This is a genomic window from Halomonas sp. AOP43-D1-4, assembly GCF_052446175.1.
In the GTDB taxonomy this organism is placed as follows: Bacteria; Pseudomonadota; Gammaproteobacteria; order Pseudomonadales; family Halomonadaceae; genus Vreelandella; species Vreelandella citrativorans.
Genome location: NZ_JBQSVY010000004.1, coordinates 124159 through 144131, shown reverse-complemented (window position 1 = coordinate 144131; position 19973 = coordinate 124159). Strand labels below are relative to the sequence as shown.

Annotated in this window: 18 protein-coding genes; 5 read left to right on the top strand and 13 right to left on the bottom strand. The window is 58.0% G+C overall.

Annotated elements, in window-relative coordinates:
- Positions 1-16: 16 nt before the first annotated feature.
- From ACT3RQ_RS05775 to ACT3RQ_RS05765, 3 genes are all read right to left on the bottom strand, one after another.
- A complete protein-coding gene (locus tag ACT3RQ_RS05775) occupies positions 17-787 on the bottom strand; it encodes an SDR family oxidoreductase (protein WP_444680127.1) in 771 nt (256 codons plus the stop codon).
- A gap of 66 nt (positions 788-853) precedes the next feature.
- Positions 854-1642 (bottom strand): SDR family NAD(P)-dependent oxidoreductase, encoded by a 789-nt coding sequence (locus ACT3RQ_RS05770; RefSeq protein ID WP_444680126.1) that lies wholly within the window; start codon positions 1640-1642, stop codon positions 854-856.
- On the bottom strand, positions 1632-2450 hold the full coding sequence (locus ACT3RQ_RS05765; RefSeq protein ID WP_444680125.1) for a MoaF C-terminal domain-containing protein: 819 nt from the start codon (positions 2448-2450) through the stop codon (positions 1632-1634). The genes ACT3RQ_RS05770 and ACT3RQ_RS05765 overlap by 11 nt, the downstream gene beginning before the upstream one ends.
- A 250-nt stretch (positions 2451-2700) precedes the next feature.
- Between ACT3RQ_RS05765 and ACT3RQ_RS05760 the strand changes: the two genes are divergently transcribed.
- Together ACT3RQ_RS05760 and ACT3RQ_RS05755 are read left to right on the top strand one after the other, a co-directional pair.
- Complete coding sequence (locus ACT3RQ_RS05760) at positions 2701-4092, top strand: APC family permease (protein ID WP_444680124.1); 1392 nt, start codon at positions 2701-2703, stop codon at positions 4090-4092.
- 77 nt (positions 4093-4169) lie between these two features.
- Positions 4170-5279, top strand: a complete 1110-nt coding sequence (locus ACT3RQ_RS05755; RefSeq protein ID WP_444680123.1) for a class II histone deacetylase — start codon at positions 4170-4172, stop codon at positions 5277-5279.
- A gap of 155 nt (positions 5280-5434) precedes the next feature.
- Here ACT3RQ_RS05755 and ACT3RQ_RS05750 read toward each other — a convergent pair whose 3' ends face one another.
- Both ACT3RQ_RS05750 and ACT3RQ_RS05745 read right to left on the bottom strand, forming a co-directional pair.
- Positions 5435-7060 (bottom strand): GMC family oxidoreductase, encoded by a 1626-nt coding sequence (locus ACT3RQ_RS05750; protein ID WP_441677677.1) that lies wholly within the window; start codon positions 7058-7060, stop codon positions 5435-5437.
- Positions 7061-7466: 406 nt separating this feature from the next.
- Positions 7467-8390, bottom strand: coding sequence for a LysR family transcriptional regulator (locus tag ACT3RQ_RS05745; protein WP_441677675.1), 924 nt, complete (start codon positions 8388-8390; stop codon positions 7467-7469).
- A gap of 605 nt (positions 8391-8995) precedes the next feature.
- Here ACT3RQ_RS05745 and ACT3RQ_RS05740 point away from each other — a divergent pair.
- Together ACT3RQ_RS05740 and ACT3RQ_RS05735 are read left to right on the top strand one after the other, a co-directional pair.
- The gene (locus ACT3RQ_RS05740) at positions 8996-10381 is read left to right on the top strand and encodes a sodium-dependent transporter (RefSeq protein WP_441677673.1); all 1386 of its coding nucleotides are present in this window, start codon (positions 8996-8998) and stop codon (positions 10379-10381) included.
- 46 nt (positions 10382-10427) lie between these two features.
- Positions 10428-11774: a pyridoxal phosphate-dependent decarboxylase family protein gene (locus ACT3RQ_RS05735; RefSeq protein ID WP_441677671.1), complete on the top strand. Its 1347-nt coding sequence runs from the start codon at positions 10428-10430 to the stop codon at positions 11772-11774.
- Between the two features lie 81 nt (positions 11775-11855).
- Here ACT3RQ_RS05735 and ACT3RQ_RS05730 read toward each other — a convergent pair whose 3' ends face one another.
- The 5 genes from ACT3RQ_RS05730 to hpaD (ACT3RQ_RS05710) all read right to left on the bottom strand — a co-directional run bounded on the left by ACT3RQ_RS05730 (position 11856) and on the right by hpaD (ACT3RQ_RS05710) (position 16156).
- Positions 11856-12146, bottom strand: coding sequence for a GMC oxidoreductase (locus ACT3RQ_RS05730; protein WP_441677737.1), 291 nt, complete (start codon positions 12144-12146; stop codon positions 11856-11858).
- Between the two features lie 98 nt (positions 12147-12244).
- Positions 12245-12679 carry a homoprotocatechuate degradation operon regulator HpaR gene (hpaR, locus tag ACT3RQ_RS05725; protein WP_441677669.1) on the bottom strand — a complete coding sequence of 145 codons (435 nt, stop codon included), beginning with the start codon at positions 12677-12679 and terminating at the stop codon, positions 12245-12247.
- A 264-nt stretch (positions 12680-12943) separates the two neighbouring features.
- A complete protein-coding gene (gene gabD, locus ACT3RQ_RS05720; protein WP_444680122.1) occupies positions 12944-14395 on the bottom strand; it encodes an NADP-dependent succinate-semialdehyde dehydrogenase in 1452 nt (483 codons plus the stop codon).
- A 72-nt stretch (positions 14396-14467) separates the two neighbouring features.
- Positions 14468-15271, bottom strand: a complete 804-nt coding sequence (gene hpaI, locus ACT3RQ_RS05715) for a 4-hydroxy-2-oxoheptanedioate aldolase (protein WP_193056948.1) — start codon at positions 15269-15271, stop codon at positions 14468-14470.
- A gap of 30 nt (positions 15272-15301) precedes the next feature.
- A complete protein-coding gene (hpaD, locus tag ACT3RQ_RS05710) occupies positions 15302-16156 on the bottom strand; it encodes a 3,4-dihydroxyphenylacetate 2,3-dioxygenase (protein ID WP_441677665.1) in 855 nt (284 codons plus the stop codon).
- Positions 16157-16295: 139 nt separating this feature from the next.
- Here hpaD (ACT3RQ_RS05710) and hpaA point away from each other — a divergent pair, with 139 nt between their 5' ends.
- Complete coding sequence (gene hpaA / locus ACT3RQ_RS05705) at positions 16296-17195, top strand: 4-hydroxyphenylacetate catabolism regulatory protein HpaA (protein WP_444680121.1); 900 nt, start codon at positions 16296-16298, stop codon at positions 17193-17195.
- Between the two features lie 10 nt (positions 17196-17205).
- Here hpaA and hpaH read toward each other — a convergent pair whose 3' ends face one another.
- The 3 genes from hpaH to hpaD (ACT3RQ_RS05690) form a co-directional block, all read right to left on the bottom strand.
- Entirely contained in the window at positions 17206-18006 is an 801-nt protein-coding gene (hpaH, locus tag ACT3RQ_RS05700) for a 2-oxo-hept-4-ene-1,7-dioate hydratase (RefSeq protein WP_444680120.1), read from the bottom strand.
- Complete coding sequence (locus ACT3RQ_RS05695; protein WP_444680119.1) at positions 17993-18883, bottom strand: fumarylacetoacetate hydrolase family protein; 891 nt, start codon at positions 18881-18883, stop codon at positions 17993-17995. The genes hpaH and ACT3RQ_RS05695 overlap by 14 nt, the downstream gene beginning before the upstream one ends.
- A gap of 68 nt (positions 18884-18951) precedes the next feature.
- Positions 18952-19932, bottom strand: coding sequence for a 3,4-dihydroxyphenylacetate 2,3-dioxygenase (gene hpaD, locus ACT3RQ_RS05690; protein WP_444680118.1), 981 nt, complete (start codon positions 19930-19932; stop codon positions 18952-18954).
- Between the last annotated feature and the right edge of the window lie 41 nt (positions 19933-19973).

Below are 19973 nucleotides of genomic sequence, written 5' to 3'. Positions count from 1 at the left end.
GTCACCCCGTCGCGCCTCAGTTGAGGGCCGTCACGCTCTCCGGCAGCAGGGCGCCACCATCAACGATAATGGTCTGCCCTGTAATGTATTTGGCCAGATCGGAGCCGAGAAACAGCATAGCGTTGGCGATATCTTCCGGTGCGCCCAAGTGGCCTAGCGGAATACCGCGCTCAAGGCTCTGACTGTGCTCGTCATCGCCAAGGTTATCCATCGCTGGCGTGCGGATCATGCCCGGCTCGACGCCGTTGATGCGAATGTTGGAGCCGCCCATTTCAAGCGCCGTGTTGCGGATGAAGCCGTTGACCGCCGCTTTAGAGGCGGCGTAATGGGTCAGGCCCGGATAGGCGACCCGATTGCCGGTAACCGACGACGTACACAGAATCACGCCCTGGCCCTTTTGCTTGAAATGCGGTAGCAGCGCCTGAGCCATCCAGAAAAGCGAATGCACGTTAACGGCAAACGTACGCTCGACCTTCTCCCGGGTGAGTTCTTCCAAGGGTGTCAGCGGGAAGTAACCTGCGTTGTGCACTAGCACATCGACCGGATCGCTGCCCTCTATCATGGCGCGGGTGGCGGCCTCGTCGGAAAGATCCACACCGTGAGCCTGAATCTGAAGCCCCTCTGCCGTCAGCTTTTCGGCCACGCGTTTGGCCTGCTCTTCGTTGATATCGGCTAGCGTGACGCGGGCTCCGGCTTGGGCAAAGCGGGTCACGATGGCTTCACCGATGCCCTGGGCACCGCCGGTGACTAGGACGTGCTGGCCGCTGTAATCGATACTGATACTCATGAACGGACTCCATTCGTCAAAAGCAGGGCGACCGGGCAATACTCAGCCCGACCGCCTTGTTATCTTTTAAAGGCCCTCGAAAGCGAGGGTGGGCATGTCGACGATGTGGGAACCACCATCAGCCATGATCATGCTGCCGGTAATGATGGCAGAGGTGGGACTGATCAAAAAAGCGCACACGTCAGCGATTTCTTCGGCACTGGCCGCCCGTCGTAGTGGCACGTGCTGGGTCACACGGGCATAAGCGTCATCAAGAGACTCGTTGTAATGCGACATCAACGGCTGCATCTCCTCGTCGGCCATCGGCGTTCGAATCCAGCCAGGGCAGACGCAATTGACACGCACCCCCTTGGGGCCGTAATCGCGCGCCAGCGAGCGCGTCAGCCCGACGATCGCATGCTTGGCGGTGGTATAACCGCAGATATCACCACCGGCCTGGAACGAGGCCAGCGATCCAAGCATGACAATGCTGCCCTGCTGCTTGATCAGGTGCGGCAAACAAGCGCGAGCGCTGTAGAACGCTGTATCCAGGTTGAGGCGCATTGCTTGCTGCCAGTCGTCTTCGGACATATCGGTGGCCGCACCCAGGTCATGGCCGCCCGCGCTGCAAATCAGGCTGTCGAGTCGGCCATACGTCTCAAGGATGCGCTCGCAGAACGCCTTCCACTCCGTGGAGCTGGCGGCGTCACCTGACAGCACCAGCCCACCGATCTCGTCTGCCAGCGCCTGGAGCGGCTCACGGCGACGACCGATCAGCACCACGTTATGCCCGAGTGCGGCCTGTTGACGCACACAGGCCTCCCCCACACCGGTACCGGCGCCGGTAATAACAACGGTGCGGGACTCAGAGGTCATCGGGATACTCCGTATCGCTCAGACGCTGGCAGTAGGAGGCCATGGGGAAGTTGGCCAGCGGCGCATCTTCACTGTCGCCCACACCAAAAATCTTGCCGTCGCTGCGATGGTTCTGCTCATCCACCATGACGATGCCGAGCGTCGGCACGATCTTCTCACGCCAGATGAACAGATAAAGCGCATCGGTAATCTTGTAGTAGTGGCAAGCATCGGTGTCGCAAAGCCCTTGCTCCACCCCTTTCAAGCATTGCCAGGTGTAGAAGTTCTCGTTCAGATAGGTGTGCTCATAGACCTCGGTCGGGCTGTAACGGTAGAGGTTACGCACGCCGACCAATTCGTCGGTTGTAGCGTGTGGGCAGGCGCCGTCGTGGTAAGGCTTGTTCACAGTACCGTGGCTGATGTCGACCTTCACATCGGTCAAGGAACGGCCGCCCAGCGCACGCTCGTAAAGCCCTGTTTTGATGACATCGAACGTGGGCATGGTGCCAATCACCTGCGTATAGCTATCGGTCAGCGTATCCAGCACCACCGTATAGGAGGTGCTCGGCCGTGTGCTTTCATCCAGCCAGTCGAGCAGGTAGATGCGTTCACGTACCGAGGTGATGCGTACCTGGACCGCCTCGCCGTCGTCGACGCGCAGTTGCTCCTGGTCGATGTCGAGGCGACGAACGTTACCGTTGGCGTCGTGCAGCTCGATGCGCTTGCCGCTGAGGTCTGCCGAGTTATCCAACGCGTAGGAGTCCGTTTCAAAGCCCTTTTCAAGGCCGCTAACCGAGATCCAGTCGGAATGGGAAGGTGTGGTTGTCATATTATTATCTCCTTTATCTGTCCGAGGGTCATGTCCACCAATGGCGGTGAACGCTTTTTATCGTCGGCGTATAGCCATTGGCAGAAAATCCCCCAAATGGGGGAGGCCCAGCATCACGTGGCAAGAGCGGCAGGCAGAGGAAAATGTCTGGCAGCACCGAACAAGAATGAAGACCGGTTAAGGAGCAGATTGAGTGTCAGGCTGTACACCTCAGCCACACAACAATTAAACCGGCAGGAGATGACTCATCATGCTCGATACTTCGAAGGCGGGCCCAGTGCCCCATGCAAGTGCCCCTAGGCGACAGCAAATCGGCTTCAAGACCATGATTGCGATCTGTGTGGGTACCGTGGTGGTCCAAGGCGCCATGGTATCCGCGTTGGTTGGCTTTGGCATCGGCGGCCTGAGCTTTTTGGCCGCCATGCTGGTGGCCACCTTGCTTGCCGTGTGTAACGCCATGTCCTTTTCGGAACTCTCGCTGATGTATCCGCAGGCGGGCACGCTTGCCACCTACACGAAAAAGGCCATCGGCCATTTTCCAGCCATCGTCTCGGTCTTTGCAGGCTACGTAGTGGTCGCTATATTCGCGATTCCTGCCGAGTTTCTGCTGGTGGATGCCCTGCTGCAGATGCTGTTCCCCGGGCTGCCGTCGCATATAGTGCCGATTTTAATCCTATCGGCGCTGGCCGTTCTCAACATCATGGGCACCGACGTCTTTGCCAAGCTTCAAAACGTATTCACCTTTTCCATGATCGTCGCCATTTTTCTCGTCGGTGCCACAGCGCTGATTCAGCCGCCCTCCACGGAAACCGCCCAGGTCGCAGCAGGCATCGACTGGGGCGTCAGCAACATTATCGATGGCAGCTTTATCGGCCTGGTCGCGCTGGCGATGTGGATGTTTGTCGGCTATGAGTTCGTGTGTCCGATGATCAATGACATTCGTCAGCCGGAAAAACGAATTCCTCGCGCCATGTTCTTATCGCTTGGCATCATATTTGTGTTGTTCTCACTGTTCTGCCTAGGAGCTGGCCGCTACCTCTCCGCTGAGACTCTAACTACTTCGCCCCTGCCGTATCTCGATCTGGTCAATAGCGTGTTTGGTCAAGCAGGGCTGATCATTGCCACCGTGATGGGGGTGACCGCGACCTGCAGTACGGTCAATACAGTGCTGGCCGCCGTACCACGTATGCTTTCAGGCATGGCCGATAATGGTCAGGCGTTTTCCATCATGGGTAAAATGCACCCGCGCTATAACACGCCCTGGGTCGGCATTGTCTTTCTGGCGATAGGTGTGGTCGTGCCCTTTTTGCTGATCGGGCCCGATCAGATCATCACGCTGGTCATCGCTGCAGCCACCAGTTGGTTGCTGGCCTACATCGTCGCGCACATCAATGTGATGGTGCTACGTCGCCGCCGCCCCGACCACCGCCGCCCGTACCGCACGCCCTTTTATCCGCTACCGCAGATTCTCGGCATCATCGGCATGGCCTACGTCGCAGCCAACGCCTCCCCATCGCCCGAGATGACCACCTTGATCTATACGCTACTGGGCGTAGTACTGGGCGTCGTCAGCTTGATCGCGATCGTCTGGGTTAAGTTCAAGATGAAAAAGGGCCTATTCGAGCCGGATCTTAGCGAATAAGGCCTGCAACAGCCCGTGGGGCGCTTCACGACGAACGCTTTTTTCAGCGACGATGATTAGCCTTGAGGAGTTAAACGATGTCTCGCAGGACTGCCTTTTTCTTCGATGAACACTGCCTTTGGCATAGCGCCGGACAGTATGCGCTGACCTTACCGGTCGGTGGCTGGGTACAACCGCCGGCAGCTGGTGGGCTTGCCGAATCCCCCGAGACCAAGCGGCGTCTCAAAAACCTCATGGATGTATCTGGCCTGACCGACGCACTCAAAGTGCGCAGTGCTTCCCCAGCCACCAATGAACAACTACTGCGGGTCCATCCACAGTCCTATCTTGATCGTTTCAGGGCAATGAGCGACGCCGGTGGCGGTGAGTTAGGCGACCACGCGCCGATCGGCCCCGGCAGTTACGACATTGCCCGCCTTTCTGCGGGCCTTGCTATTGGAGCAGTGGCAGCCGTGATGAATGGGGAGGTCGATAATGCCTATGCTTTGTCACGCCCGCCGGGCCATCACTGCCTGCCGGATCAGGCGATGGGGTTCTGCTTCCTGGCCAATATTGCCATCGCCGTTGAAGAGAGCAAGGTACGGTTTGGCGTTGAGCGAGTAGCGGTGCTGGACTGGGATGTGCATCACGGTAACGGCACCCAAGAGATCTTCTACGAACGCGACGATGTCCTGACCATTTCTATGCATCAGGATGGCTGCTTTCCACCGGGGTATGGCGGTCTACATGATCGCGGCCATGGTGCTGGCGAAGGCTATAACCTAAACATTCCCCTGCCTCCCGGTTCGGGGGCCGATGCTTATAGACAGGCCATGGTCGAGATAGTCATTCCCGCACTAGAGCGCTATCAACCACAGCTCATCCTGGTGGCCTGCGGCTATGATGCCAATGCGGTCGATCCCCTAGCGCGGATGTTACTTTCCAGCGAGGCCTTCCGCGATATGACCCGACAGGTACGCGAGGCTGCGGAGAGACTATGTGAAGGGCGATTGGTGATGGTACACGAAGGGGGGTATTCGGAGGCCTATGTGCCGTTCTGCGGGCATGCGGTTATTGAGGCGCTATCAGACGTCATCACTAACGTTGTCGATCCGATGCAGGATTTTATTGCCCTACAGCAGCCGCGTGGTGCCACGGCCACTTTTCTCGAGAGTGCGATTAGCGGCATGGCAGAACAGATAAGCTGATGGCAGTAGCGGCCTTCCCATGGGTCAGGCGGCGCCCTCACCCGTCACGCTCTACAAGCTGCCGGGCGTGGTGCTCAAGGTCATCAGCCTGATCCGACCACGTCACCCATTCAACAGGAACATCAGGGCGCTTCAAGATGAACCGCCCTGTCTTGTTAGGTCGCGTTGATCACATGGTCGACAGCCTTTTCCGCGACCGCAATGGTCGGGGCATTAGTATTGCCACCGGGCAAGGTGGGGAAGACTGAGCAGTCGATGACGCGCAGTCCTTCTACTCCATGAACCTTTAGTTCAAGATCAACCACCGAATGCTCGGCATCAGGGCCCATGCGACAGGTACCCACGGGGTGATAGGTCGTTTTACAGTATTGGCGGACGAAGGTCTCAAGCGCCCGCTGGTTGTCCTCCATGCTCTGCGCCATCAGATGGCGCGCCTCGGGCGGCGAAAAAACCTCATCGATCACGTTTGAAAGCGCCGGCGTATCAAGTAACGCCATTCCGGCGCGCAGCGAACGCACCTGATGTTCGAGATCCTCAGGTGCGTCAAGGAAGTTGGCGTTGATGGCCATGCGCTGCTCTTTGCCTGAACCAATCAGGCGTACCGTACCGCGCGAGACCGGCCGCAGGTGGCCAACCTTGAGCGTAATACCATGCGTCCGCCCTCGACCGATGCCGTTGGGATCGTCCCAAGTGTCGAGCACCGGCATAAAGTGAATCTGAGTGTCTGGGCGGCCTTCATTGGCAGTATCCAGAAAGGCGCCGCCCTCCAGCACGTTGGAGGTCATGAGGCCGCGACGATGCAGTAGCCATTCGACCCCGTGGCGCAACGCCTTCAAGCCAACATCTTCACCGTACAGGGAGGTCGGGTCCTTGAGCGTGGCGTTGATTGATAAGTGCAGATGGTCCTGCAGGTTATCGCCTACCGGCAAGTCACGGAGGCACTCAATGCCCTGCTCGCTCAGGTGATCGCGAGGACCGATGCCGGAGGCCATCAGAATCTTCGGACTGCCGATTGCGCCAGCGCTAAGGATGACTTCGCGTCGTGCATGAAGGGTCATTTCGCCTTTTTTGGAATGATGGGCCTTGACGCCGATGGCCCTGCCCTTTTCGATGATCACTCTCTCGACATCGGTATCAGATAAAATGGTCAGGCGCGAATCGTGGCGCACCTCGCTCAGATAGGCCTTCGAGGTACTGTAGCGTTCGCCATTGAAAGTGGTGGTCTGGTAGTAGCCCACTCCCTCGCGGGTATTGTCGTTGAAGTCATTGACGTAGGGCAGCCCGAACTCCTGTCCGGCGCGCACGAACGCTTGCGATAACGGATGGCGATAGCGGTTTTCGCTCACTCTCAACGGTCCATCATTGCCGTGCAGGGGCCCGGCCAGCGACTCGTTGCCCTCACTTCGAATGAAGTATGCCAACAAATTGTCATAGCCCCAGCCGGTGCAGCCGTGGTCGTTTGCCCAGCCATCATAGTCGGTACGATGCCCGCGAATATAGATCATGCCATTGACCGAGCTGCTGCCGCCGATCAGTCGCCCTTGGGCGATGGACATGGCGCGGTTATTGGTCGCGCCGTGCGGGGTGGTCATGTAGGGCCAAGTCCGGGTCGGAATCACCTTGCCGACTGCGGCAGGCATACGAATAAGAAGGCTTGTGTCCGACCCACCAGCCTCAATGAGCAGCACAGAAACATCCAGCGCCTGAATCAAGCGATGCGCGATAACGCAGCCAGCCGAGCCAGCGCCGACGATGATGTAGTCGTAGTGGTGGTGTCGCATTTTGTCTCCTTGGCGAACGAAAGCGCCCGCGGCGCATCAAGGAGAGCGTAAGAGCCGGATTAGGTTATCAATTGACTAAATGTGCCAGGTTGTTGACTGTGCCTGCCTCATCGAATTTATTCTTTTTATATCAGTAATTTAAATAAAAATACTTTAGTAGAGTACCGTTACATATGGGCGCAGCGAAGCATCAATTATGTGGTTCCATTCGCTGCACTTCATCCAGCAGCCTCATCAGGGTGCGGTATTCCTCGGGGCCAAGCCGCTTCTGGATTTACTGGTATTGCCGCATCATTTCCCCTTTCATGCTGTCGAACAGCTCGTTGCCCTTGGAGGGCAAGGTCCCTCATAGCCTCAAATAGCCGAGTATGGCTGACGAAGGCGACATGTCTCAACGTCGAGTCGCTCAGTCTGTCGAATGACGCAGCGAAAACATCGAGTTCTGCAGATGATCGGCAATAATGGTTCTCATCCAGCGGTGCGCCGCATCATTGTGATGAATGCAGTGCCAGATCAGGTAATAATCGTGTTCGGGCACCTGGCTCAGAGGCAGGGATTTCCAGGTGATGGGATAGATTTCCGAAGCCTTTCTGGCAATATGTCTGGGTACGATCAGAAGCATTGAGGTTTCGCTGACGACATTGAAGGCTGCAGAAAAAAAGGGCACCTCAAAGGCGATACGTCTTTTCCTGTGAAGACGGTTCATTTCAATGTCGAAGAACCCGTCCTTTTCCCCACCGGCAGTAATCCTCACAAACGCATGCTTCAGCATGCTGTCGATGGATAGTGCCTTATTTATGAGAGGATGTTCCTTGTTCATCAAAACGACGGGGATATCGTTACCCAAGTGCACGCCGTAAATATTGGCCGGCACATCGTTGGTCATCGTAGCGGCAAAATCCAGCGGCCTTGCGCCAAGATTGACCAGCCATTCCGGCTGCCATATCTGATAATTCAGATCGATGCCGGCTCGATAACCCTCCAACACTGACAGCAGTTCAGGAAAGATAAAGTTGGCCACATAATCGGTGCAGGCAAAGGAAAAGCGCCGCTGACACAGCTGTGGGTCGAACTGCTCCTTTTGACGAAGATCGTTGATGCTTTCCAGTATCTCAAGCACTCTGGGCTTGAGCTGCTGCGCCAGTGCCGTCAGAAAATAGTCATTGCCTTCCCGAACCAGAAGGGGGTCATCAAAATAACCCCGAAGCTGGGAAAGCTGGCGGCTGATGGCTGACTGTGTCAGACGCAGTTCCTGAGCAGAGCGCGTCAGGTTTCTCTGCTCAAGAATGACCTTTAGGGTATGCAGTAGATTAAGGTTCAGTTTTACCACACGACCTTCCCGTACCAGAAAGCCTGTGCCATCACGGGCCAACTTATTATTAAAGATGAACTGCCTGTCGTCATAGCATAGGGATAAAGGAAATGTTAAAAAGTTTGCATTAACAACCACACTTCCGACACTAATGCCAGTTAGTTAGTGCTGACTGGCTTATTTCTGACTGGATATTTTTGATGTCGTACCCAAGCAGCCCGAGAGTAAAGCCGCTCCCGAAGTATAAACGATAGCGCCATCTCCGTCATAGCTTTCACTACCATACGCACACGGCCGGACGGCACCACAGGTAGTATCGATAACCCATTAATAATAAAAAAGTGATCGAAGCTTATATGGGCAATGTCATCCCTAGCCTGACTGAAATATATAAAAAATTCGGTATCAGTAAGTCGCTGATGCCGGACTATTATAACGTCAGCCAGTGAATGAAAAACTAAATTGACCGGCATTACGCTTCCGGCCCCATTATTTATTTTGGGACTAGAGGCTCAAGAGGGTATGAGTTTAGCGCTAGCCGTAAATGCTCAATAGTCATTTCACCCATCCGATAAACGGCGATACGTTCGTAACCGTAAGAATAATAATGTCGGAGGTTGAAAATGAGTCACGATGTTTCATCGAGGGTAATGTCAGGTGCCGAAGGGAGTATGGCAACGCCTATCTGGAAAGGCCGATTGACGTTTATCATGGCCGCCTCGGGGTCGGCGGTCGGGCTAGGAAATATCTGGAAGTTTCCCTATGTCACGGGTGAAAACGGCGGCGGTGCATTCTTCCTGGTCTATCTCTTTTGCGTGGTGGGCTTTGGTATACCACTGCTAATGGCCGAAATAGGTATTGGCAGGGCAACGCGGAAGAATGCGCTGGATGCCTATGGCGACCTGAGCCAGAGGGCGGGAAGGCATTCGGCGTGGCGCTGGACCGGCGGTGTAGCTATCCTGACCAGCTTCCTGGTTCTTTCCTTTTATACGGTCGTGGCCGGCTGGTGTCTCTACTATTTCTGGCTGACGGTCACGGGTGAATTCTCGGCGGCGGATCGGATCACTCAATCGTTTACCAGTCAGACCTTTGATCATCTTCTAAGCGCTCCGACCCTTCTCATCATTTTTGGCTCCCTGTTTCTATTAGCGACTCACATGATCGTTCGTGCAGGCATTCAGGGGGGGATCGAAAAAGCAATCAATTGGCTGATGCCCATGCTGCTGGTGGTGTTACTGATTCTGGTAGGCTATTCGATCAGCCATGGGAGTTTCTCCGAAGCCGCCAAATTTCTGTTCTTTCCTGATTTCAGCAAGTTGAGCCTGAACGCCATTCTGGTGGCCATCGGTCATGCCTTCTTTACGCTGAGCCTGGCGTCGGGGTCGATGGTGACCTATGGCGCGTATATGCCTTCCCACGCCTCGATTCCCAAAACCGCCATCATGGTGGCCGTGATCGATACGCTGGTCGCGCTGGCGGCAGGTCTTGCCATCTTTCCGCTGGTCATGGAGTACGGTCTTGCGCCAAACGCCGGGCCCGGTCTGATCTTCATGTCATTGCCGTTGGTCTTTGGCCATATTCCCTTTGGACAAATCTTCGGCGCCGCGTTCTTCTTTATGCTGTTCATCGCCGCCCTGACGACATCCATTTCGTTGATGGAGCCCTCCGTGGCCTGGCTGGAGCAAAAGAGTCGTCTGTCGCGGACCCAAGCCGCTACCGTGATCGTTGCGCTGCTGTGGCTATTAAGTACGGCCGCGGCCCTGTCCTTCAACCTCTGGAATGCTCCCGTCTTCGCCGACAGAACGCTCTTTGATGCCCTCGATGGCCTGACCGCCAACATCATGATGCCGCTGGGCGGGCTGGCCACGGCGCTGTTTTGCGGGTTCTGTCTGAAAGGCACTCAGTTGCGTGACATGTTCGGTGACAGCCCGATCATCAAGCCCTTCCGGATCTCGGTGCGGTGCATTGTCCCGTGCTTCATCGTGATCATGATCATTGCCTCCCTTTAACCACGTATGCATGGCCCACTTCGGCCCCTGAATCAAGGAGAACGACATGTTTGAAGAACGCAGCATCGACATACTGAAAGAGTCCCTGACCACCCTTGCCAGGGGATATGAGCATCTGCCGGCGTTCGAGACGCAATATGACCGGCAAAAGGCCAGTGAGGTCATGGCGCAGGTTGCCGAGAAGATGTGGGATAATTACCCCTATCCGCATCCTCAATACGCCGGCCAGATGCTCAAGCCGCCTCACCCCATCGCTCGCATGGCCTACATGATGGCGATGTGGATCAACCCGAACAATCATGCCCTCGATGGCGGCAAGGCAAGCTCCGCCATGGAAAAAGAGGTGGTTCAGGACATTGCCAAAATGTTCGGCTGGACAAGCCATCTTGGCCATCTCACTAGTGGCGGCACGATGGCCAACCTTGAAGCGCTGTGGGTGGCCAGCCAAATTCATCCCGACAAGAAGGTGGTGGCCTCCCAGCAGGCCCACTACACCCATCATCGAATCTGTGGCGTTTTGAAGGTGCCTTTCGACTCGGTGGCTGTGGACGACAGGGCCAGAATGGATACGGCGGCCCTGGAAGACATGCTGAAGAAAGGAGATGTCGGCACCGTTGTCGTGACTCTGGGAACGACCGGTGTGGGCGCCGTCGACCCCCTGCCGGAAATCCTCCGGCTGCAGCCACGCTATGGCTTTCGGGTTCATGTCGATGCGGCGTATGGCGGCTACTACAAGCTGATCGACTCGCTTCCGGATCACGCGCGTGAAGCGTTTGCCTGCATCGATCAGGCGGACTCCATCGTCATTGATCCGCACAAGCACGGGTTACAGCCCTACGGCTGCGGCTGCATTGTGTTCAGGGATCCTGCCGTCGGTGCCTTCTACAAACACGATTCGCCCTATACCTATTTCAGCTCCGATGAGCTACACCTTGGTGAAATCAGCTTGGAGTGCTCGCGTGCCGGCGCTTCTGCCGTCGCCTTGTGGGCCACCATGCAGATGCTGCCCATCGTCAGGGAGGGTGAGTTCGCCCGCGGGCTGGATCAGTGCCGCGGCGCCGCCGTCGGGCTGTATCAGAAGCTGGTGGACAGCGACGAGTTCATCGTGCCGCTGGCGCCGGATCTGGATATTGTCATCTGGGCGCCCAAAGCCGGCTCAACCAGCGAGGTATCGCGCCTATCCCAGCAGATGTTTGAACAGGCCGAGGCGCAAGATCTTTATCTCGCCGCGTTCAATTATCCGTCGCATCTGATCCAGAAGGCCTGCCCGGAGATCGTCGTGGATAGCGAGTACACGGTGTGCCTGCGCTCGGCACTGATGAAGCCCGAGCATCTCGACTGGCTCGACACCCTCTGGAAAACGCTGATGGATGTTCAGCAGGGTCTGAAATAACGCGTGACCCAAGCCAATATAGTCTGTCATCAATACCGGGGCGCTCCATTGGAGTGCCCTTTTTGATTTAGACAGCGCTTTTCATGCAGCATTGATCATGATGTCGGCGGCTGTATCTGCCACCGCAATGGTCGGAACATTGGTATTGCCGCCGGGCAGATTAGGGAAGATGGGGCAATGGATAACGCGAAGTCCTTCCACGCTGTGAACGTTCAGCTTAAGGGGGCGCACCACCGAGCGCTCGGCGTCCAGCCTCATGCGGCAGGTGCCCACCGGGTAATAGGTCGTTCTGCAGTACAGGCGGACAAAGGCCTTAAGCGCCTGCTGGTTATCAGAGCGATCTGCTCCATCAGGTGGCCAGGGAAAAGATATTCTTGATCAAACTGGAAAACGATGGCGTGTCGAGCAGTATCATTTCAGTCCGTAGCGCGTACCCATCAATAAGGCTCGGATTTACGTTTATAGAATCATCAATCATCTGGTTCCAGCTTCTGCACTTCATCCAGCAGGCTCATCAAGGTGCGGTATTTCTCCGGGCCAAGCCGCTTCTGGATTTTCTGGTATTGGCGCATCATTTCCCCTTTCATGCTGTCGAACAGCTCATTCCCCTGGGGGGTCAGAGTGACGCAAAGCCGTCTCTGGTCGTTTTCGGGCTTCCAGCGACTGACCAGCCCATTCTGCTCAAGACGCACCAGCACCCCGGTCAGGCTCGGGCGTAGAATGCAGGCAAGCTCGGCCAACTGGTAGCTCTCCAGCGTCTGCTCTTCGGCTTGCCACAGGATGCGAATAACGCGCCACTGCTGCTCGGTAATGTTGTTGTGGTTAAGGTGTGGCCGGAAAAAATCCATGGCGGATTCACGGGCTTGAAGCAGTGCCAGAGTCATTGAAGGAGTCGGACGCGACATGTGCTGCCTTTTTCTAAAAAATTCCGAGACGATAGCGGCTCTTGTCATAGAATCGCCGAAGATAGGTGTAAAGCGGAGTCTTATCAAGGAGCGGACAATACCACACTCACTCGCTTGCTACATGACCTGACGCATGGCATCTGGATATCCAAAATGGCGCTTTTTCAGCGACCAGAAGTGATGCAACGAACCAGAAGTGACCGGCCCTCATGCGCGAGCCGGGGCCGACCATTCAGATCATATCAACTATAATGTAATGACTGTCTACTTGATTCCCATGCACAGATACTTGATTTCGAGATAATCCTCGATGCCGTAGTGGGAGCCTTCACGACCAACGCCCGAGGCCTTGATGCCGCCAAACGGAGCAACTTCTGTCGAGATGAGGCCCTCGTTGATGCCGACCATGCCGTACTCCAGTGCCTCGCCCATGCGCCAGCCGCGTCCCAGGTTCTGCGTGTAGACGTAGGCGGCTAAGCCGAAAGGCGTGTCGTTGGCCATGGCGATGGCCTCCTGCTCGGTGCTGAAACGAAACAGCGGTGCGAGCGGGCCGAAAGTCTCCTCACCGGCTACGTCCATCGCCTTCGTCACCTCACCCAGGACCGTCGGCTCGAAGAAGTTGCCGCCCAGCGCGTGAGACTCGCCGCCGCAGAGCACCTTCGCGCCGTGGCCGACGGCGTTGTCGATGTGGGCGCGTATCTTATCGACGGCTTTTTGATTGATCAACGGCCCCTGCTGGGCGCCCTCTTCTTCGGCAGCGGCGACCTTGAGCGCCTTGACGGCGGCGACCAGTTTTTCGCTGAAGGCATCGTAGACCGCATCGTGAACCAGAAACCGGTTGGTGCAAACGCAGGTCTGGCCGCTGTTACGGAATTTCGAGGCAATCGCGCCTTCGACCGCCGCGTCCAAGTCGGCGTCATCGAACACGATAAAGGGCGCATTGCCACCCAGCTCCATGCTCACCTTCTTGATCGTGCCAGCGCACTCTTCCATCAGTTGACGGCCGATCTCGGTGGAGCCGGTAAAGGAGAGCTTGCGGATGGTTTCGCTGTGGGTGAGCTCGGTACCAATCTCGCCGGCGCGTCCGGCCACCACGTTGAACACCCCGGCAGGTACGCCTGCGCGCTCGGCAAGCTCGGCCAGCGCCAGCGCGGAAAGCGGAGTCTCGGAGGCAGGCTTCAGAACCATCGTGCAGCCAGCGGCCAGTGCAGGGCCAGCCTTTCGGGTAATCATGGCGATGGGGAAGTTCCACGGCGTGATCGCCGCGACCACGCCCACTGGCTGCTTGATCACCACCAGCCGACGGTCGGGCTTGTCGTTGGGGATCACATCGCCGTAGACGCGCTTACCTTCCTCGGCGAACCACTCGATGAAGCTGGCGCCATAGTCGGCCTCACCGCGGCTCTCGGCCAGCGGCTTGCCCTGCTCCGCGCTTAGAATGCGGGCCAGGTCTTCCTTGTGCTCCTGCATCAGCGCGAACCAGCGCTTGAGAATGAGCGAGCGGGCCTTGGCGGTCATGTCACGCCATGCCGGAAGCGCCTTTTGGGCAGCATCAATGGCACGCTGGGTTTCGGCCGTGCCCACACGGGCTACGGTGGCAACGGTATCGCCGTTGGCCGGATTGGTCACATCAAAAGTGTCGCCGTTGTCAGCATCGAGCCATTGGCCGTTAATGTAGGCCTGTTGGCGTAGCAGACGAGTGTCGTTGAGATTCATGAGTCATTCCGAAATTGAGGGCCTGACATGCACAGGCCCAGGTGAAAACAAAAACGGGGAGCCGTCGCGTAATCAGTACACCGATGAGGCGGGCGTGGTCGGAACATCACCGTCCTTGAACTCGCCAGCCAGTGTTTTCAGCGAGCCCATCAACAGGCTGGTATCCACACCCACGGCCACGAAGGTGGCACCCAGTTCGAGGTAGCGCTTGGCCAACGTCTTGTTGGCCGAGAGAATGCCCGCGGCCTTGCCAGCCTGCTGAATGCGGCCAATACCGTCTTCGATGGCACGCTGCACGTTGTCGTGCCCCGGATCACCGCGGTGGCCGAGCGAAGCGCTTAGATCAGCCGGCCCGATGAAAACGCCGTCGACGCCCTCGACAGCGGCAATTTCATCCAGATTTTCCAGCCCCTCTTTGGTTTCGATCTGTACCAGCAGGCAGACCTCTTCATCGGCGTGATCGAGATAGCCCGGAATCGAGTTCCAGCGCGAGGCGCGCGCCAGCGCACTGCCCACCCCGCGGATGCCGACCGGCGGATAGCGAGTGGCGCGCACCAGTTCGCGGGCCTGCTCGGCGGTATCGACCATCGGCACCAGCAGCGTCTGAACGCCAAGATCCAAGTATTGCTTGATCGTCGCCGCGTCACCCACCGGCGGGCGCGCTACCGGCTGGACCGGATAAGGCGCCACGGCCTGAAGCTGCTCTAGAATGGTGCGCAGATCGTTTGGGGCGTGTTCGCCGTCAATCAAAAGCCAGTCGAAACCGGCGTTGGCGGCAAGCTCGGCACAGTAGCCGTTGGCAAGCCCCAGCCAGAGACCGATCTGGGCTTGCTGGTTGCCAATGGCCTGCTTGAAGGTATTGCTGGGCATGTCCATAAGGCACTCCTTGAAAGTTGGCGTATCGCTTTACATCGGGAAAACGGCGTTTATTTGACCGGTACCGGAGCTGCCGAACGGCGCGGTCAGGATTTCGGCCGGACGGTCATAGCCCTCGCCGAGCACGCCCATCAGCATCGCGGTGTCGTGCATGCCGCCCTCGCCGTAGCAGTGCTGGGCGTACTCCGGCAGCATCTTGCGAAACTCGTCAAACTTACCTTCGCGCCATAGCTCGACCACGCGCATATCCATCTGGCGGTCGAATTCGCGGGTCCAGCGGTGCAGGTTCTCGAGCGCATTGACGTTGTCGCTGAAGCGGTGGGAAAGCGACCCGGAGGCCAGCACCATCACCTTGTGATCGCTTGCCTCGATCGCCTGACGCACGGCGGCGCCGAAGCGAATACTGTCGTTCAGGTCGTGCCAGGCATCCCAGGCGGCGATGGAGATCACCTTGAAGGGCTGCTCTTCCGGCACATCCATGTGCATGTAGCGCATGGGCACCAAGGTGCCGTATTCGAGCTTGAGGCTCTCGATATTGTGCGCCATGGTGCGAATATCGGAGTCGTTGGCGTACTCGGCGATCGCCCGGCCCAGGTCGGGGCAGCCGTCGTACTTGTAGGCCATGTTCTGAATGAAGTGCGGCAGCTCGTTGCTGGTATAGATACCTTCAAAATGATCGCCGCAGTTGATGTGATAGCCGCTGTTGACCAACCAGTGCGTGTCAAAGACCACGGCGACGTCGGCGCCGAGTTCACGGGCGCGACGAGCGATCTCCTTGTGACCGGCGATCGCTTCGGCGCGACAGCCATGATGCGGTCCGGGCTGCTCGGAGAGGTACATCGAGGGGACGTGCGTGATCTTGGCAGCAAGTACGATTTCACCCATGAGAAAATTCCTTGAAACGGACGGGCTGGTCAAGGCGGCCTGCACGGCAGGCAGGCAACGTTATGGAGCGAAGCACCCGTCGGTGGTTAATATAGAGGCCTGTCGGACGGTAACACCGCGCAAGCTCAGGAGAACAATCATGGCGCTGGATCTCATTCCCAATATCACGATTGGTCAGGAGTACGACCAGCGCTATGCCGATGCGACGGTGCATTACGATGCGCTGGGTCGCATGGCGGATTTCTACGGGCGCAACATGCCGGTCCATCATCATGACCGGTTCTTTCAGGTGCACTACGTCAAAAGCGGCATGGTACGGGTCTATCTGGACGAGCGGCAATTTCACCAGCAGGGGCCGATGTTTTTTCTGACGCCGCCGACCGTGCCCCACTCCTTTACCACCGAAGACGGCAGCGACGGCCATGTGCTGACGGTGCGCCAGCAGCTGGTGTGGTCGCTGCTCGAAGAGATTCCCGAGCTGGGCGACGCCTCGACCGTGACACCGGTGTGCGTGGCGACCGGCCGGGTCAGCGACGAGACGAGACCGGAAGTGCGTCGCGTCGAACGGCTTTTTGACGAACTGCGCCTCGAGTTCGAGGCCGACCGGCCGGGCCGGGAGGCAGCGCTGATCACCCTGACGCGGCTGATCTTCATCGGCCTGTTTCGCCTGTCGGCCAACTCGCTCAAAGCCCAGAACGTGCGTCACGACGAGCTGTCGCTGTTTCACCGCTTCAATCTGGAGATCGAGGCCCGCTATCGAGCGCACTGGACGCTGGCGAACTATGCCCGCGTTCTCAACGTTACCGAGGCGCGCCTCAACAGCGTCTGTCGACGCATCGCCGGGGTGCCCAGCAAACAGGTGATTCACGACCGCGTGATGCAGGAGGCCCGGCGCCTTCTGATCTTCACCCGCATGAGCGTCAACGAGATCGCCTACCAGCTCGGGTTCAAGGACCCCGCCTACTTCTGTCGATTCTTTGCGCGTCATTCGGGTACTACCCCCTCGGGTTACCGTTGCGATCCGCCCGTTCGTGAATAGCGGGTGTCGTCTAGTCGAATGTCAATGACACGAACCCGAACGGGCCGTAGTCGGCTTCGATCCGGCTGCCGGACGGGCATTCGACCGGGCCGATGAACGAGCCCGACAGGATGACCTGGCCGGCCTCGATGCGCTGACCGTAAGTCGCCATGCGCCGTGCCAGCCAGACGAGCCCGGTGACCGGATCGTCCAGCACGCCGGCGCCGAGGCCGGTGGCCACCACGTCGTTGTTATGCTTAACAATCGAGCCGACCCAGCGTAAATCCAGCGCCCGTGGGTCGTGGCGTTCGGCACCCAGCACGATGCCAGCGTTGGCGGCATTATCGGAGACGGTGTCAAAGATCACCCGCGCTTGGCCGGTCTCTGCGTCCTTTCTGACGATGCGGGTATCGAGAATTTCGATGGCCGGTGTCACGTAGTCGGTGGCGGCCAGCACGTCCTCGCGCGTGACCTCACCTTCCAGCGATGCCTTCATGACAAAGGCAATCTCGGCCTCGATGCGCGGTTGGATGAAGTGGCCCTTCGGAATCACGGCGCCGCTGTCGAAGCGCATGTAGTCATAGAGCACGCCGCTGTCCGGCGTGTCGATACCGAGCGCATCCTGCATCACCTTGGACGTCAGGCCGATTTTCCAGCCGATGATGTCGTGCTCACCCTTCTTTCGCTCCATCTGGGCGGTCTGGATCGCGTAGGCATCATCCAGCGTCATGTCCGGATAGGCTTTTGACAGCAGCCCGATCTGCTCGCGACTTTTCTCCGCCTCGAGCAGCGCCTTTGCCGCGTCGTTGATTTGCGTCTCAGTGAGCGCCATGACGTTCATCCTCCACGCCGTTGATCAATTTGCCGATACCCTCGGCTTCCACCTCGACAACGTCGCCGGGCTTGAGCCAGATCGGCGGCTCGAAACGGGCGCCGGCGCCGGTGGGCGTGCCACAGACGATGACATCGCCCGGTACCAGGGTGGTGAAGGTCGAGACGTAGTTCACGATGTAGCGGAAATCAAACATCATGCGCGAGGTGCGATCGTTCTGGCGAACTTCGCCGTTGACCCGGGTGGTCAGTTCGATGTCATCGAGCTGCGAGGCATCGCGGAACGGTACAAGCCACGGGCCAATGGCGCCGGTGGCGTCGAAGTTCTTGCCCTGGGTGACGTTGAACTTGGCGTGGCGCACCCAGTCGCGAATGGTGCCTTCGTTGCACAGCGTCAGTGCGGCGATATGCTCATAGGCCTTTTCGCGGGAAATACGGCGACCGCCCTTGCCGATCACGATGGTGACTTCGCCTTCGTAGTCGAGCTGCTCGCTCTCCGGCGGACGCACGAGATTTTCGTTGTGGCCAACAAAGCTGCGCGGGAAGCGGATGAACAGCGACGGCTTGCTCGGCGCGGCCTGGCCGTCCTTGTACTCCTCGTTGCGCGAGGGGAAGTTAACGCCGACGCAAATCAGCTTCTCTGGGTTGACGATCGGAATCAGGTAGGTGACGTCTTCTTCGCGGTAGCTCGGGCTGCGGCCGTCGGCAGCATGCAACAGCTCGTCGATGGCGCCGGCCTCGATCACTTCCTTGAGTCCCTTGAAGCGGGCACTGAACTCCGGTGTCAGGTCGACGATGCCGCTGTCGGTGACGACACCGTAGCGGTCGGCACCATTGGCACGGAAGGAAGCGAGGCGAGGCGGAAGGGCGTTACTCATGAACAGTCTCCTGACGGCCCGAGCGGTCCCGGGCCCTTTGAGTCAATGGTGCGACGTAAGGCCCCGGCTCAGGGCGCGACGATCGGCGTTGCGTTGAGTTGGGAATCCACCGGATCGAGATTCTCGAACTCGGAACCGTGTTCGAACCAGGAGCGCGGTGCCGGGGCACCCCATAGCGTCTGGCGCTGCGGATCCTTCAGATCCCACTTGATCGCCTCAAGGTCCGGATCAACGGTCTGGTAGTCCGAGCAATAGATCTCGATGCGGTGGCCGTCCGGGTCGAGGATGTACAGGAAGAAGGCATTGGAAATGCCGTGACGGCCCGGGCCGCGCTCGATGTTGGCAACGTAGCCGGTGGTGGCCATCAGATCGCACAGATCGATGATGTTCAGCGGTGTAGGCACCCAGAACGCGGTGTGGTGCAGGCGCGGACCACGGCCATTGGTGAAGGCCATGTCATGCACGCCACCCTTGCGATGCGTCCAGGCCGCCCACAGCTTGCCGCTCTCCTCGTCCTCGGTGTATTCGGTGACGCGAAAGCCCAGTTGGTTATAAAAGTCGACGGACTTGTCCACATTGGGCGAGAACAGGTTGAAGTGGTCGATGCGCAGCGGCTTGACCCCCTTGTAAAGCGCGTACTGCTGATGAATAGGGGACAGCCGGTCCATCTTGAAGTACAGCTCGATGGGCACATCAAAGCAATCGGTAGTGCGCAGTGTGCGGCCCTGGTAAGGGCGCTCGACCCACTCCACCGGATGTCCCTGTTGCTTGAACCAGTCGTGGGCCTTATCGAGTTCCTGTTCATCGAACACCTTGAGCGACAGGGATTTCACGGTCGCGCTGTCGCTTTTTTCCAGCACGATGCAGTGGTGGCCGCGCTCTTCCATCGCACGCAGATAGATGCGCTTGTCATCTTCATCGGTGACCTGAAGGCCTAGAGTATCGACGTAGAAGTGGCGACTCTTTTCCAGATTGGAGACGCCGAACACGACGTGGCTCAGTCGAATAATATTGAACGGAGGATAGAGATTGGGCGTTGGAATAGGCATGGCATGTCTCCTTTGTTCGACAGGCAGGGCGATATATCGCC

What these genes read in the sequence shown, in the direction of transcription:
- ACT3RQ_RS05775 (WP_444680127.1), bottom strand. Translation starts at nt 787, where the DNA reads ATGAGTATCAGTATCGATTACAGCGGCCAGCACGTCCTAGTCACCGGC.
- ACT3RQ_RS05770 (WP_444680126.1), bottom strand. Translation starts at nt 1,642, where the DNA reads ATGACCTCTGAGTCCCGCACCGTTGTTATTACCGGCGCCGGTACCGGT.
- ACT3RQ_RS05765 (WP_444680125.1), bottom strand. Translation starts at nt 2,450, where the DNA reads ATGACAACCACACCTTCCCATTCCGACTGGATCTCGGTTAGCGGCCTT.
- ACT3RQ_RS05760 (WP_444680124.1), top strand. Translation starts at nt 2,701, where the DNA reads ATGCTCGATACTTCGAAGGCGGGCCCAGTGCCCCATGCAAGTGCCCCT.
- ACT3RQ_RS05755 (WP_444680123.1), top strand. Translation starts at nt 4,170, where the DNA reads ATGTCTCGCAGGACTGCCTTTTTCTTCGATGAACACTGCCTTTGGCAT.
- ACT3RQ_RS05750 (WP_441677677.1), bottom strand. Translation starts at nt 7,060, where the DNA reads ATGCGACACCACCACTACGACTACATCATCGTCGGCGCTGGCTCGGCT.
- ACT3RQ_RS05740 (WP_441677673.1), top strand. Translation starts at nt 8,996, where the DNA reads ATGAGTCACGATGTTTCATCGAGGGTAATGTCAGGTGCCGAAGGGAGT.
- ACT3RQ_RS05735 (WP_441677671.1), top strand. Translation starts at nt 10,428, where the DNA reads ATGTTTGAAGAACGCAGCATCGACATACTGAAAGAGTCCCTGACCACC.
- hpaR (WP_441677669.1), bottom strand. Translation starts at nt 12,679, where the DNA reads ATGTCGCGTCCGACTCCTTCAATGACTCTGGCACTGCTTCAAGCCCGT.
- gabD (WP_444680122.1), bottom strand. Translation starts at nt 14,395, where the DNA reads ATGAATCTCAACGACACTCGTCTGCTACGCCAACAGGCCTACATTAAC.
- hpaI (WP_193056948.1), bottom strand. Translation starts at nt 15,271, where the DNA reads ATGGACATGCCCAGCAATACCTTCAAGCAGGCCATTGGCAACCAGCAA.
- hpaD (WP_441677665.1), bottom strand. Translation starts at nt 16,156, where the DNA reads ATGGGTGAAATCGTACTTGCTGCCAAGATCACGCACGTCCCCTCGATG.
- hpaA (WP_444680121.1), top strand. Translation starts at nt 16,296, where the DNA reads ATGGCGCTGGATCTCATTCCCAATATCACGATTGGTCAGGAGTACGAC.
- hpaH (WP_444680120.1), bottom strand. Translation starts at nt 18,006, where the DNA reads ATGGCGCTCACTGAGACGCAAATCAACGACGCGGCAAAGGCGCTGCTC.
- ACT3RQ_RS05695 (WP_444680119.1), bottom strand. Translation starts at nt 18,883, where the DNA reads ATGAGTAACGCCCTTCCGCCTCGCCTCGCTTCCTTCCGTGCCAATGGT.
- hpaD (WP_444680118.1), bottom strand. Translation starts at nt 19,932, where the DNA reads ATGCCTATTCCAACGCCCAATCTCTATCCTCCGTTCAATATTATTCGA.